This is a genomic window from Sphingobium sp. VMM (assembly GCF_056790315.1).
Map to the genome: position 1 here is coordinate 316,325 of NZ_JBXGSI010000002.1, position 14,111 is coordinate 330,435.

Sequence of the window (14,111 nt, forward strand, 5' to 3'; positions counted from 1 at the left end):
AGGAATGTTGAAAGCCCTGCGCCGTACCACGGCCGCGCTGCTGCTGTGCGCCACCGCGCTCGCCCCGGCCGCGCACGCCCAGACCGGCGGCAAGCCGACCACGGCGACGATCCATGCCGACCAGCCCGGCGCCGTCTATGACAAGCGCGTCTTCACCCAGTTTGCCGAGCATCTGGGCAATGGCATCTATGGCGGCCTGTGGGTCGGCAACGACAAGTCCATCCCCAACACCAACGGCTTCCGCAACGACGTCGTCGCCGCACTGCGCAACCTGTCGGTGCCGGTGATCCGCTGGCCCGGCGGCTGCTTCGCCGACGAATATCACTGGCGTGAGGGCATCGGCCCCAAGAAGGACCGCCCGGTCAAGGTCAACACCCATTGGGGCGGCGTGACCGAACCCAACACCGTCGGCACGCACGAATTTTTCGAGCTGCTGCGCCAGGTCGGCGCCGAAGCCTATATCGCCGGCAATGTCGGCAATGGCACGCCGCAGGAAATGGCCGAATGGGTCGAATATATGACCGCGCCCGCCGGCAGCCTTGCCGAACTGCGCGCCAAGAACGGCCATAAGGAACCCTGGGCCGTTCCCTATTTCGGCATCGGCAACGAGCTGTGGGGTTGCGGTGGCAACATGCGCCCCGAATTCGCCGCCGACGAAACCCGTCGTTACGCCACGTTCGTCAAGGCGCCCGCCGGCACCAAGATCATGAAGGTCGCCGCCGGCGCCAATGTCGACGACTATAACTGGACCGAAACCATGATGCGCGTCGCGGGCGACAAGCTCGATGGCGTCTCGCTCCATTATTATGTCCACCCCGCCGGTGGCTGGCCGCCGCGCGCACCCGCCGTCGATTTCGACGAAAATGGCTGGGCCGACGCACTCAACGGCGCGATGCACATGGACGAGCTGATCACCAAGCACAGCGCGATCATGGACAAGTACGATCCCAAGAAGCGCGTCTTCCTGGCGGTCGACGAATGGGGCAGCTGGTATGCCCAGGATCCGGGCACGCATCCCGGCTTCCTGCGCCAGCAGAATACGCTGCGCGACGCGCTGATCGCCTCGATCCATCTCGACATCTTCGCCAAGCATGCCGACCGCGTCCGCATGACCGCGATCGCGCAGATGGTGAACGTGCTGCAGGCGATGATCCTGACCGACGGCAAGAAGATGGTGCTGACGCCCACCTATCATGTCTTCGAGATGTACAAGCCCTGGCAGGACGCCACCGTGCTGCCGATCGACATCCAGTCGCCCTGGTATGCGAAGGATCAGTACACGATGCCGGCGGTCAGCGGCTCGGCGGTCAAGGGCAAGGACGGCAAGGTCCATGTCGGCCTGTCGAACCTCGACCCGAACCAGACCAACACCGTCACCGTGAAGCTCGATGGCCTGAGCGCCAGCGGCGTCACCGGTCGTATCCTGACGGCGTCGGCGATCAATTCGCACAACACGTTCGACGCGCCCGAAACCGTCAAGCCCGTCGCCTTCACCGGCGCACAGGTCAGCGGCGGCACGCTGACCGTCGCGCTGCCGCCCAAGTCGGTGGTCGTGCTCGAACTGCAATAAGGCTTTTCGCCAACTGGGTGGGCGGCTCTTCGGGGCTGCCCGCCCATTTTTCGTTTTCGATAATTTGGGGAGAGGCCGGCAGATGCGGCAGACCATCATCACCTTGGCAAGCCTTGCCCTGCTGGCCGGCAGCGCGATCGCGCAGGCACCGACTGCGCCGACCGCCACCACGCTCAACGACCGGCTGACCGGCGACCTCGTCCCCACCCATGATCCGGTCATCATCCGCGAAGGCGGCACCTATCATGTCTTCAGCACCGGCCATGGCGACCGGCTGATCGAGACGCGGACCTCGCCCGACCTTGTCCACTGGACCGCCGGCAAGCCCGTCTTCACCGCCCTGCCCGACTGGGCCAAGCAGGCGATCCCCGGCAGCAACGGCATGTGGGCGCCCGACATTTCCTATGTGAACGGCCGCTATCGCCTCTATTATTCGGTTTCGACCTTCGGTTCGAACCGCTCGGCCATCGGCCTTGCCACCAGCCCGACACTCGACCCCAAGGCGAAGAATTTCGGCTGGCGCGACGAGGGGCTGGTCGTCATGTCGACCAGGGAGGATGATTATAACGCGATCGATCCCAATTTCATCATCGACCGCGATGGCCGCCACTGGCTGAGCCTCGGCAGCTTCTGGACCGGTATCAAGCTGTTCGAGCTGGATCCCAGGACCGGCAAGCCCAAGGATCCCAAGGCCAAGCCCTATTCGATCGCGCGTCGCCCGGCCCCCGCCGGCGGCCCGGCGCCGGTGGAAGCGCCCTTCATCGTCGATCATGGCGGCTATTATTGGCTGATGGTCAGCTATGACTATTGCTGCAAGGGCGTGAACAGCACCTATTACACCGTGATGGGCCGCTCCAAGGACATCACCGGTCCCTATCTAGGCAAGGACGGCAGCCCGCTGATGGAAGGCGGCGGCAGCATCTTCCTGCGCGCCGACCTGCAGGAACAGCAGCGCTTCCGCGGCCCCGGCCATGCCGGCTGGCTGCATGATCGCGATGGCAAGGACTATGTCGTCTACCATGCCTATGACAAACAGGCGAACGGCGCCCCGACCCTGCGCATTGCGCCGGTGCGCTGGGGGGCTGACGGCTGGCCCGTTGCCGATTATTGATCCAATTGTCTGACTATCGCCGCGTCCCGCCGCGGCATCAGGAGAGAGAAGAATGAATTTCGCCCTGTCCCGCCGTGGCTTCCTTGCCAGCACTGCCGCCTTGTCGGCCGCGCCGATCGCCGCGCGCGCCGGTGCCGCCGCTCCGGCCGTTGCCGCCCCGGTTCCGGTCAATCCGCTGGTCAAGCAGCGCGCCGACGCGCAGGTCTTCCTGCATGATGACGGCTATTATTACATGACCGGATCGGTGCCCGAATATGACCGTCTGGTGCTGCGCCGCTCCAAGACGCTGGCCGGCCTTGCCACCGCCGAGGAGGCGGTGCTGTGGCGCCGTGAGGCAAGCGGCCCGCGCTCCGGCTTCATCTGGGCGCCCGAACTCCACCAGATCGACGGCAAATGGTACATGTATTTCGCCGCCGGCCCGAGCGGCGGCGGCGACGACGTGTTCCGCATCCGCACCTATGCCGTGGTATGCGACGGCGCCGATCCGATGACCGGCAAATGGAGCGTACTGGGCGAATTCCAGGCCCCCTGGGACAGTTTCAACCTCGATTCCACCAGCTTCGTCCACAAGGGCGTGCGCTATTTCGCCTGGGCCCAGAAGGAACCGGGCATCAACACCAACAGCAACCTTTACATCGCCAAGCTGGAATCGCCACTGAATCTGGCCGGCAAGGCGACCCGCCTGACCGTGCCCACGCTCGACTGGGAAGTGCGCGGCTACAAGGTGGCCGAAGCCCCCGCCGTCCTGCATCGCAATGGTCGCCTGTTCATGACCTATTCGGCCAGCGCCACCGACGCGCGCTATTGCCTGGGCATGCTGACCGCCGACGAGAATGCCGACCTGCTCGATCCTAAGAGCTGGACCAAGTCGCCCCAGCCGGTGTTCAAGACCTGCACCGAAACCAGCGTCTATGGCCCCGGCCACAACAGCTTCACCGTGGACGAGAAGGGCCGCGACATCCTCGTCTATCATGGCCGCGACTATGAGGCGATCCAGGGCGACCCGCTGTTCAACCCGGACCGCCACACCCGCGTCCAGCGCCTCTATTTCCAGGCCGACGGCACCCCGGACTTCGGCGTGCCCGTGGGCAATGGCGCGATGCCGGAACGGTTCGTCTCGGCTGCCGATCCCAAGGCGCTGCTGGCCCATCAGGGCACGGAGCTGATCGCGGGCAATCCCGCGCTCGCCCAGACCCAGTTCCGCCAGTCGCCCGGCCGCGCCGGCGTGAAGAGCGTGATGCTCTCCCCCATCCTGCTGCCCGATCATTATCTGGTCGCGGCCAAGGACGGCACGGTCAGCCTGATGAAGGATGATCGCAGCGCCGATTTCGCGCTGCGCAGCCAGTTCGTCCGGTTCGAGGATGCGGCCCAGGGTACGGTCCGCTTCGCGACCATCGCCGTCGCCGGCAAGCATCTCGCCGCAATCGACGGGCGCATCGGCCTCGCGCGCAGCAAGGACCCGCGCACGCAATGGTACGCCGACTGAACGCGACTCGCCGAGTCTGACAAATAGGGCCATGGGCTCGCGCCGCCAAAAGCCGCGCAAGCCCATGGCCTTTCGGCCTTTTATGGCCTGAAACGCCCGAAAAACCGGGCCAGAATCGCTGCGGCAAATTTGCAACATGGGTGCCACGTAGCGCAACCCCGACCCAATATTTCACTTGCGCTTCTCAGCATGTGGAAATAATTAGTCCGAGTAATTCGTGGGCATGGCAACGGGCCAGCCCCTTGGGGAGGACTTGAAAATGGCTATCCGGCCGATCGCACTCTGTTCTGCGTCGCTTGTCGCGCTGACCCTGTCGGGCGCCGCCTTCGCGCAGACCGACGCCGCTCCGCAGACCGTTACTCAGGAAGCACCGACCGAAGATATCGTCGTCACCGGCGTGCGCGCGTCGATCGTCGGCGCCCTGAACGTCCGCAAGGAATCGACCCAGATCGTCGATTCGATCGTGTCCGAAGACGTCGGCAAATTGCCTGACAATAATGTCGTCGAAGCGCTTCAGCGCGTAACCGGCATCCAGGTTACCGACCGCGCCGGCGGCGAAGCGGCGACCATCACCATTCGCGGCCTGACCGACCCGTTGACCACCCTTAACGGCCGCAACATCTTCACTGCCGCCGGCACGTCCTTCGCCCTGCAAGACATCTCGGCCAACCTCGTGAAGCAGGTCGATGTCTACAAGACGCGTTCGGCCGACCAGCTCGAAACCGGCCTTGCCGGCCAGATCGACGTCCAGACCCGTCGCCCGCTCGACTTCGATGGCTTCACCATTTCCGGCCTGGCGCGCGGCGTCTATTCGGAGCTGGCGGACAAGTTCAATCCGAACGTCGCTCTGCTGGTCAGCGATCGCTGGGAAACCGGCATCGGCGACATCGGCTTCCTGATCAACGGCAGCTACACCCGTGCCCATTATCGTAACCAGAATCTCCAGGCCGGCGCCATGGTGCCCTTCGCCACCGAGAATCCGCCCGAAGGTTCGGGCCTGACCCCGCTGCAGCGTATCTTCCCTGGCGCGACCAACGAGAACTGGACGCCGGGCCTCGACGCCGGCCTGCCGACCGCACCGGGTTCGACACTCAACATCAACGGCGTCGAAACGCCCTATTATCTCTCGCGTGACGCCGTCATCGCCTCCGACCTCTACGGCAAGCGCGAGCGTCCGTCGGTCAACGCTGCGCTCCAGTGGGCGCCCAATGACAGTTCGGTTTACACCGCCGAGGTGTTCTACACCGGCTTCCGTGGGGAAACCTTCAACAGCCTGCACTTCAGCTTTGCCGACTGGTGGGGCAACCTGCCCGCCGACGTGGCCAACAGCTTTGAACTCTATGATGGCACCAACATCATCAAGTCGCGCCAGATGGGCGCGGTCGCCGGCTTCAACAGCGGCGACATGGCGACCAACAAGACAGACAGCTATGTCTATGCGCTGAACGCCAAGTGGGACGTGGGTGAGCGCGGCAAGATCGTCGCCGACATCGCCTATCAGGACAGCAAGAACGAAACCTCCTTCTTCGCTATCCGTACCGATCGCGGCCCGCTCGACATCGACGTCGATTTCAACGCCGGTGGCGGCCTGCCTGCCTACAGCTTCGCCAATCAGGGCGTGCTGACCGATGCAAGCCAGTGGACCGTCGGCAACCTGTTCGACAGCGGCACCAAGAACACCGGCAGCGCCCTGACCATGATGCTGGACGGCGAATATAAGTGGGATGAAGGCTTCCTGCGTCGCATCAAGGCCGGCTTCCGCTTCGATGATCGCAATGCCGATTCCTACGTCCGCGATCAGGGCGCCGGCGGCCTGCCGGGCATGACACTGGCGGCCTTCAGCCAGGGCACTCCCTTCACCAACAGCGGCTTCTTCGACGGACGCGCCGACATCCCGACCAGCTGGGTGCTGGCTGACCCGCGCAGCATGGACAAGGATGCTGTCCGCAGCCTCTATCGTTCCGTAGCCCCCGGCCTGTTGCTGTCGGACGAAATGACTTTCGGCCATGTGTTCGGCATCAACGAAACCAATCTGGCCGCCTATGTCATGGCTGATGGTGAAGTCGAAATCTTCGGTCGCCCGCTGCAGCTTCAGGCTGGCGTGCGCTTCGTTGCGATCGACACGCTGTACGACTATTTCGACCGCGGCAATAATTTCGCGCGCACCACCGTGTCGACCGGTTCGGAAAAGTTCCTGCCGTCCTTCACCGCGCGCTATAATCTGACCGACAATCTGCGCATCCGCTTCAACTATGGCGAAACGCTGCGCCGTCCGGCCTTTGGCGATCTCAACCCCAATCTGGCGCTGACGGGCGATCTCTCCCGCATCGGCTTTGGCTCGGGTTCGTCGGGCAACGCCAATCTGCGTGCGACCCATTCGAAGAATATGGACCTTGCGATCGAATGGTATTTCGAACGCAACAGCGCCATCTATGCGACCGCTTTCCGTCGCAAGATCGACGGTCTGGTTGTGCCGCTGACCGTGCGTGAGTTCATCCCGAACAACTATCTGCCGCGCAACGAAACCTATACCGAATATTTCAACATCACCCGGCCTGAAAACGCCTCGAACGGCACGCTCAAGGGTGTGGAACTGGGTCTCACCTACTTCCCGTCCTATCTGCCGTCGATCCTCGATGGCCTGGGCTTCACCGGCAGCGCGACGATCCTGGATTCCGAACAGACGATCCCGGTCGTCAACAATGAAGGTGAGATCACCGGCACCGCCAAGTCGGCCTTCTTCGGCGTGTCGAAGCTGTCCTATAACGCCACGCTGGCCTATGACAGCGGCCCGGTCGGTGCCCGCCTGTCCTACATCTGGCGCAAGGGCTTCCTGAACAACAATGAAGGCCGCTCCTTCGCCAACCCGATCGGCATGTGGCGCGCGCCCGAAAAGAGCCTGGACTTCCAGCTGACCTGGAACGTCAATGACGATATCGGCGTCACTTTCGACGCGGTGAACATCACCAAGGCGAAGCAGCAGAACTATTACAAGTTCGGCGATGTCGGCAATCCGACGGAGTTCAACTCCAGCACGCTGCTGATTGATCGGACCTTCGCTCTGGGTGTTCGCTTCAAGTTTGACTGAGTGCCCGATGGGGCGTGGCGTCTCCTCGCTGCGCCCCATTTTCATGGCGGTCGTTCCGGGAACCCTCTCCAACTCCCCGGAACGGCCGCCATATTTGTTTCAGGATACAGGGAGACGGACGATGCGCGCGATGAGGATGCTTCTGCTGGCAGGGGCTGCCATGATCGGCATGGGCGCCGCCTCTCCCCCTCCCCGCTCCGCCGGCCTCGATACCCATGCGATCGCGGTGCAGCGCTTCGGCAATGACGCGCCCTGGTATCAGGATCGCATCCCCTTCTTCGAATCCGCCGACCCCAAGATCGACGCCGTCTATTATTATCGCTGGCAGCTCTATCGCGGGCATCAGCGCGACCTGGGCGAAGAAGGGTATATCACCACCGAATTTTTCGACGATGTCGACTGGCAGCGCCATCCCTATGCCAGCCTCAACGACGCGACCGGCTTTCATCTGGCCGAAGGGCGCTGGCTGAACGACCGGCGCTTTGCCGACGACTATATCCGCTTCATGTATCGCGGCGGCAATGACCGCCACTTCACCGACTATATGGCGGACTCGGTCTGGGGCCGTTACCTGATCGATGGCGACAAGGCGGGCGTGCTCGAACATCTGCCGGTGATGCGCCATATCTACCGCCTGTGGGACGAGAAGTTCGACTTCGACAAGGGGCTCTATTTCGTCGAGCCGCTGCTCGACGCGACCGAATATACCGTCTCCTCGATCGACGCTTCGGGCGGCAAGGACGGCTTCCGCGGTGGCGACGCCTTCCGCCCCTCGGTCAACAGCTACATGTATGCCAATGCCCGCGCGCTGGCGAAGATGGCGACCATGGCCGGCGACACCGCCATGGCGCAGGAATATGAGGCGCGGGCACAGGCGCTGAAGGACCATGTCCTTGCCGACCTGTGGAGCGAGAAGCTCGACCATTTCATCGACCGGCACGAGAGCCGCAAGAATCCGCACGTCAAATATTGGGATCCGATCCGCAATCGCGAACTGGTCGGCTACCTCCCCTGGATGTTCGACCTGGTCCCGGACGACGCCAAATATGCCGGCGCCTGGGCGCATCTGCTCGACCCCGCCTCGCTCGCCGGCAAGGCGGGCATGCGCACGGTCGAAGCGAATTACGAATATTATATGCGGCAATATCGCTATCTGGGCGATGCACCGGAATGCCAGTGGAACGGCCCGATCTGGCCCTATCAGACGACCCAGGTGCTGATCGCCATGGCCAATCTGCTCGATCATCATGCCCAGCAGGGCCCGGTGACCCGCAGCGACTATATGCGCCTGCTGCGCCAATATACCGCGCTCCATTATCAGGGGAACCGGCTCGATCTGGAGGAGGATTATCATCCCGAAACCGGCAAGCCGATCGTCGGCCTCGATCGCAGCCATCATTATTTCCATTCGGGCTATAATGACCTGATCCTGGGCGGTCTGGTCGGCATCCGCCCCCGCGTCGACGACGTGCTGGAGGTGAACCCGCTGCTGCCCGACGCCGGCGATCCGCAGGCGCTGGCCTGGTTCCGGGCGCAGGACGTGCCCTATCATGGCCATCGCATCGCCGTGACCTGGGACGCGGACGGCAGCCATTATGGCCGGGGCAAGGGCCTGTCGGTCGAGGTCGACGGCAAGGAAGTCGCCCGGCGCGAGACATTGGGCCGGATCGAGCTGCCGGTGGCGCGCGTCGCCAATGCGCCGGTCGCCCGGCCGATCAACCGCGCCGTGCAACTGGTGCGCGGCCAGTTCCCGATCGGCAGCGCATCCAGCAACACCGACCCCGAAAATGTCCATGACGCGATCGACGGCCGCACCTGGTTCTTCCCCGAACTGCCCAATGGCTGGTCCTCCGCGCCCGGAGAGGCCAACCAATGGTATGCCATCGACCTGGGCAAACCGGTGTCCATCGGCCGCGCCGAACTCGCCTTCTTCGCCGACGGCAAGCAGTTTGCCGTGCCGCAATCCTATCGCCTGCAGGCCATGGTCGATGGCCAATGGCGCGATGTCGCGACGCCCAAGGGCGCGCCGCTCGCCAATGGCGTGACCGACCTGCGCTTTGCCGGCCGCGCCGCGCGCCAGTGGCGGGTGCTGATGCGCCAGCCCCAGGGCAAGGCGATCCGGCTGGCGGAGATCAAGCTGTTCGACCGCTGAATTGGCTATGGCCCTCGATCGTGACGCAGCCTAAACGGACCGTCGCCCTGTTCAGCAAGCTGTGTTAGGGCGGATCGATCGGCGGCCCGGCACTGCAGGCCGCCAGCAATAAAGGGCATGATGGTGACAGCGGCTGGCGAGCTTCGGTTTCGCTTTCGATTGCTCGGCGATTTCCGCCTGATCGACGAGGCGGACGGACGCGACCATAGCCCGCGCAGCCGCAAGGCCTGTGCCCTGCTTGCCCATCTTGCGCTGGAGCCCGATCGCCGCGCCAGCCGCGACCGGCTGGTCGGCCTGTTGTGGAGCGACCGGGGCGAGGTGCAGGCCCGCGCCAGCCTGCGCCAGGCACTGACCGACCTGCGTGCGCATCCGGCCGCCCCGCTCATCCAAATCGAACGGCGTGACCTGCATCTGGCAGAGGGTGGCTTTTCCAGCGACCTGGGCGAGATACTGGCCTGCGCCGCCGCCAACGACCTGAACGGACTGGCCCGTATCCTGGATGGCGCGGGTAGCGCGATACTGGACGGGCTGGAGGGACTGGATCGCAGCTTCGACGACTGGCTGATGATCGAACGGCAACGCTGGCGCGAGCGCATCGTCCAGGATGTGCTGCACGCTGTCGAGCGCAATGGCCAGGACGATCTGCTCGACCTGCGCCGGGCGATCCTGACCCAGTTGCAGCGGCTCGACACCGGCGATGAACGGATCGCCCGGCTCGGCATGGCGCTCGACCAGAAGGCCGGCGACCATGTCGCGCTCCACCGCCGCTACCGCCAGTTGGAGACCGGGCTGCAACGCGATCTGGATGCCCGCGTGTCGCCCGACACCGAAAGACTGCTGCGCGAACTGACGACGGTCGGATCGGTCATCGCTCCCGCCCCGCGCGCGACCGCCGCGCCCGCTGTCGCCACAATCCCGCAGGCCAATGTCGAGCCGCCGATCCTGGTGATCGCCCCTTTCAGGCTGATCGGCGATAGCGGCCCGGACGGCGCCCTGCTCACCAGCATTTGCCATGACGATCTGCAGACCGCCCTGGGTGGCATGCGCGACCTGCGCATCCTGTCAGTCGACGCGCCATCGGCCGAGCGGATGAAGGCGGCCGCCCCCGCCTCGATCGCCAGCTATGCGCTGGACGGGTCGGTCCGCGCTGATGGCGACGGCTGGCGCATCAATCTGCGCATGACGCGGATCGACAGCGGCTTCCTGGTCTGGACGCGCCAGTTGACCGTGCGCCAGGGCGAATTGCTCGCCGCGATCGACGATCTGGTCGCCCGGATCGCTGGCGCCATCCTGCCGGTGGTCGAACGCGATGTCGGCAAGCTGATGGAAGGACGTGTGCCCAGCGGGTCGGACGCCTATCCGCTCTATTTCACCGCCCGCGCCAAGATATTGGCCGCCGCCAACCTGGCCGAGGTGCAGGAAGGCGCCGACCTGCTGGAACGCGCGATCCTGCTGGAGCCGCGCCTGACCAACGCCTATCTGCAACTGGCGCGCCTCTACAACACCGATTTCATGCAGTTGATGGCGGGCCATGATGCCGCGCCGCTGCGCGCCCGCGCCTTCGACCTCTGCACCCGCGCGGTCGCGCTGGAACCCACCCATGGCGGCGTGCAGTCGCGCCTCGCCTGGTGCTATTTGCGGCGCGGCGACATGAAGCAGGCGATGCAGGGCTTCATGACCGCGCTCGACCTGACGCCCTTTCACGCCGACGGCATCAACGAGATCGGCTTCGGCCTCGTCCATCTGGGCGAGATGAAGGAAGCGCAGCGCCTGATCGCCCGCGCCTTCGAACTGAACCCCTTTCCGTCGGACGAATATTTTTCCGATCTGGCCGTGCTCTACGCCCTGTCGGGCGAGCATGAGGCAGCGGAAACCCAGTTCGAGATCGGCCGCAATCGATCGATCCATTATCTGGCGGTGCGGGGCGCCAATCTGGGCATGCTGGGCGGCGCGAAGCAGGCCGCCCCGGTGATCGACGAACTGCGCCAGCGTTTCGCCAGCCTGTGGCAAGGCGATGCTCCAGCCCGCGACGCCGATCTGGTCGACACCATGATCCAGTTCCTGCCGCTGCAGGGGCCGGCCGAACGCAGCCTGTTCCTAACCGGGCTGGAACAGGCCGGATTGCGCATCACGCCGCGCTGATCTCCGCGCGCAGGCTGCGCAGGAAGAAGCTTTGCGGCGGCGGCGCGACATGCGGCACGGCCACCGGGCCAGCAATCGTCCACAGCAACAGCTCCGCATCCTTGCGCTTGAGGCTAAGCCCCTGATCGATCGGTGGCAGGTCGCGCCCGGTCGCCTGGCGGAAGGCGTCGCCGATCAGCGCCCAGCTGCGATCGCGGAAATTCATCCGCCGCGCCAGCCGCAGCAGCAGTGCGCGGTCGCCTGCCGCCATCTCCGCCTGCGCGATCGCATGCTCGGCATCGACCAGCGCCAGCGTCATCGCGCGATGTCCCAATTCCGCCGGCGCATGGCTGACCATCACCGCATCGTCCCGCTCGATCTGCCCCGTCCTGTAAGCCTGCGCGATCGCGCCGATGCCCACCATGCCGAACGGCGCCAGTTCCGCCGCGCGCAATGCGCCCAGGCTGGCCGCGCCATAGACGGCGATCCCCTCGGCCATCACCTGGATGATTTCCTTGTGCCAGACCGATGGCGTGGTTTCGAACAGTCCGTCGATCAGGCCGATCGCGGCCGGTCGTTCGATCGCGGCGCGCAGCATGTCGCCGCGCCGCGCCGGCCCGCGCAACTCGACACCATCGGGCAAGGCCATCACGGAACCGCCCAGGCTCGGCCCGGCAAAGACAATCGCATGCAGACTCATGCCGGCTCCATCGCCGCTTGCATCGTGCCTGTGCGCGATGGCCGATCATGATCGCCAAAGGCCGGCACCAGCAGCTTCACCACATCGATGCCGAGGTCGGGCCGGGTCAGGTCATGACAGGCGACCGGCCCTGCCCCCACCATCGCACAGCGATCGAGCAGCCAGGCCAGATCATCCTCCGCCCCGTCATGCGCCACGGAGGGCACCGCCGACCAGGGTCGGGTTGCCGGCGCGAAATCGAGCATCGCCAACAGGAAGCCCTGCCGCTGCTGCCCGGCATCGCGATAGCGCGCCGGATCGATATCGTCGCGCGCACCGGCGATCAGCGCGGCACGGGTCTGCGCCGCCTCGCAAATGGCGCGAGCGAGTGCGACGCCGGCATCGGGATGGCATCCCGCCCCCATTGCCGGCGGCAATTGCACGCTGCGGACGGCACCGCGTTCCGTGATCGCGCAGCCGATCACCGCCGCGCCGATCGGACCGGTCATGTCCCACAAGGATAGCGACAGGCCCGCGCGCCGCACTCGCGCGATCAGGCTGCGGCCCAGCCGGTCGGTCACGCTGTCCAGATCGATCGCGCTCGCCCGGCGCGCGCGCAGTCCCCGTTCCAGCCAGCGGGCATGATCCTCGCGCTCGATCAGTTCGCACAGCGCCGAACAGCGCGCCTCGGCCGGGGTGTTGCCGGATGCCAGCCCATTGCTGTTGGGCCACAGATCGGGTTCGGCCGGCACGGTGAAATCCATCGTCACCAGCCCATGGGGTATCCGCATGGGCCGGCCGCTCAGCAGGTCGATCGCCTCGACCCAGCCGCGTGGTCGTACCGGATCGAAGGAAGCGCCCTGCTTGTCGGCCCGTGCCATCTGGCTCCAGAGCCGGGCTTCGCCGGCATCGGCACAACTGTGGCTGCTGGCGGGACAGGTTTCGGCGTGATGCAGTTCGATCGCTTCCATCAGCGCGGAGACACGCGCGGCATCAGGCGTGGCGCCCTTGCCCTGCGACACCGACAGCGACAGTGACAGGGGACGGACCGCCTGGAATACAGGGATGCCGATGCGGTCGAGGCCGGTCACATCGGCCAGCCGCGTGACGCCCAGCGCACGAGCCGCAGGCGCGATCCGTGCGAGGGTGTCGGCAGGACGGCGGGAGCGATGCGCCCCGCGCCGGAACATCTTCATGGGCGCGATCGGCCTCAGGCGAAGTCGGCCTTGCCCGACCCGATCTCGGCAAAATAGGCGCGGGTGGCGCGCTGCTGCCCCGGCAGGGCGACCGCGTCCAGAACCGGACCATCGGTGAACAGTCCGGCCACGCCAGCGATCGCCGCCTTGGCATCATCGCCGTCATCATCGGCGGCCAGATAATGGACCTGCTCGACAAAGGCATAGCCAACGACCTTGGCCGGATCGGCCGGGTCGGTCAGCTTGATGACATAATTGGCGTCGGAGTCGTAGGATTCAGCCATATATACCCCCATAGTTCGTGACGGATCAAAAGTAGGTTGCGGGACCGTAATGACAAGCAGGGCGAGGACAATAAGGGAAACCCCTATCAACGCCGCACGGAGCATATCAGACATAAGCGAAGGGTTCGACTGAGCGCTTCACATACATGGCCTTGCCGTTCGGGCTGACCGACACGCCCCAATAGCATGCCTCGCCCATCCCCGGTTCGATCGAGATGCGCACATCCGTGCTCGGCAATTCCACCTGCACCGGATCATTGCCGGCCGGCAGGCTGAGTTCCAGCGTGTGGGCGACGCCGATCTTGGCGCGGGTCTTCACATGGTCGAGCCAATGCACCAGCCTATCGCCGATCGAGATACGGACGCTGTCATCCTTGAATCCCTGTTCGAGTGCGATGGTGATTTTGCGAAATTCCGACATTGT

General features: G+C 64.9%; 10 protein-coding genes. 6 read left to right on the forward strand and 4 right to left on the reverse strand.

Annotated elements, in window-relative coordinates:
* The first annotated feature begins 4 nt into the window (after positions 1–4).
* The 6 genes from ACUCV3_RS03985 (at position 5) to ACUCV3_RS04010 (ending at position 11,549) form a co-directional block, all read left to right on the forward strand.
* Positions 5–1,570 carry an alpha-N-arabinofuranosidase gene (locus ACUCV3_RS03985; protein WP_048937405.1) on the forward strand — a complete coding sequence of 522 codons (1,566 nt, stop codon included), beginning with the start codon at positions 5–7 and terminating at the stop codon, positions 1,568–1,570.
* A gap of 82 nt (positions 1,571–1,652) precedes the next feature.
* A complete protein-coding gene (locus tag ACUCV3_RS03990) occupies positions 1,653–2,681 on the forward strand; it encodes an arabinan endo-1,5-alpha-L-arabinosidase (RefSeq protein WP_048937406.1) in 1,029 nt (342 codons plus the stop codon).
* Between the two features lie 52 nt (positions 2,682–2,733).
* Positions 2,734–4,167, forward strand: a complete 1,434-nt coding sequence (locus ACUCV3_RS03995) for a family 43 glycosylhydrolase (protein WP_482240389.1) — start codon at positions 2,734–2,736, stop codon at positions 4,165–4,167.
* Positions 4,168–4,426: 259 nt separating this feature from the next.
* The gene (locus tag ACUCV3_RS04000) at positions 4,427–7,255 is read left to right on the forward strand and encodes a TonB-dependent receptor (protein WP_010338082.1); all 2,829 of its coding nucleotides are present in this window, start codon (positions 4,427–4,429) and stop codon (positions 7,253–7,255) included.
* Positions 7,256–7,376: 121 nt separating this feature from the next.
* Complete coding sequence (locus tag ACUCV3_RS04005) at positions 7,377–9,407, forward strand: MGH1-like glycoside hydrolase domain-containing protein (RefSeq protein ID WP_048937408.1); 2,031 nt, start codon at positions 7,377–7,379, stop codon at positions 9,405–9,407.
* Between the two features lie 117 nt (positions 9,408–9,524).
* Positions 9,525–11,549, forward strand: a complete 2,025-nt coding sequence (locus ACUCV3_RS04010; protein WP_122928353.1) for a trifolitoxin synthesis, TfuA — start codon at positions 9,525–9,527, stop codon at positions 11,547–11,549.
* On the opposite strand, the gene ACUCV3_RS04015 is transcribed toward ACUCV3_RS04010, so the two are convergent.
* The 4 genes from ACUCV3_RS04015 to ACUCV3_RS04030 form a co-directional block, all read right to left on the reverse strand.
* Complete coding sequence (locus tag ACUCV3_RS04015; RefSeq protein ID WP_048937409.1) at positions 11,536–12,228, reverse strand: TfuA-like protein; 693 nt, start codon at positions 12,226–12,228, stop codon at positions 11,536–11,538. The two genes, ACUCV3_RS04010 and ACUCV3_RS04015, sit on opposite strands and share 14 nt — an antisense overlap.
* A complete protein-coding gene (locus ACUCV3_RS04020; RefSeq protein ID WP_048937410.1) occupies positions 12,225–13,403 on the reverse strand; it encodes a YcaO-like family protein in 1,179 nt (392 codons plus the stop codon). Before ACUCV3_RS04020 ends, ACUCV3_RS04015 begins: the two co-directional genes overlap by 4 nt.
* A 14-nt stretch (positions 13,404–13,417) precedes the next feature.
* On the reverse strand, positions 13,418–13,687 hold the full coding sequence (locus ACUCV3_RS04025) for a hypothetical protein (RefSeq protein WP_048937411.1): 270 nt from the start codon (positions 13,685–13,687) through the stop codon (positions 13,418–13,420).
* Between the two features lie 106 nt (positions 13,688–13,793).
* Positions 13,794–14,108 carry a hypothetical protein gene (locus ACUCV3_RS04030; RefSeq protein ID WP_482240390.1) on the reverse strand — a complete coding sequence of 105 codons (315 nt, stop codon included), beginning with the start codon at positions 14,106–14,108 and terminating at the stop codon, positions 13,794–13,796.
* Positions 14,109–14,111 lie beyond the last annotated feature (3 nt).

Bases quoted from the DNA above. Each gene is read 5' to 3' on its own strand.
- ACUCV3_RS04015 (WP_048937409.1), bottom strand. From the start codon at position 12,228: ATGAGTCTGCATGCGATTGTCTTTGCCGGGCCGAGCCTGGGCGGTTCC.
- ACUCV3_RS04020 (WP_048937410.1), bottom strand. From the start codon at position 13,403: ATGAAGATGTTCCGGCGCGGGGCGCATCGCTCCCGCCGTCCTGCCGAC.
- ACUCV3_RS04025 (WP_048937411.1), bottom strand. From the start codon at position 13,687: ATGGCTGAATCCTACGACTCCGACGCCAATTATGTCATCAAGCTGACC.
- ACUCV3_RS04005 (WP_048937408.1), top strand. From the start codon at position 7,377: ATGCGCGCGATGAGGATGCTTCTGCTGGCAGGGGCTGCCATGATCGGC.
- ACUCV3_RS03985 (WP_048937405.1), top strand. From the start codon at position 5: ATGTTGAAAGCCCTGCGCCGTACCACGGCCGCGCTGCTGCTGTGCGCC.
- ACUCV3_RS03990 (WP_048937406.1), top strand. From the start codon at position 1,653: ATGCGGCAGACCATCATCACCTTGGCAAGCCTTGCCCTGCTGGCCGGC.
- ACUCV3_RS04000 (WP_010338082.1), top strand. From the start codon at position 4,427: ATGGCTATCCGGCCGATCGCACTCTGTTCTGCGTCGCTTGTCGCGCTG.
- ACUCV3_RS04010 (WP_122928353.1), top strand. From the start codon at position 9,525: ATGATGGTGACAGCGGCTGGCGAGCTTCGGTTTCGCTTTCGATTGCTC.
- ACUCV3_RS04030 (WP_482240390.1), bottom strand. From the start codon at position 14,108: ATGTCGGAATTTCGCAAAATCACCATCGCACTCGAACAGGGATTCAAG.
- ACUCV3_RS03995 (WP_482240389.1), top strand. From the start codon at position 2,734: ATGAATTTCGCCCTGTCCCGCCGTGGCTTCCTTGCCAGCACTGCCGCC.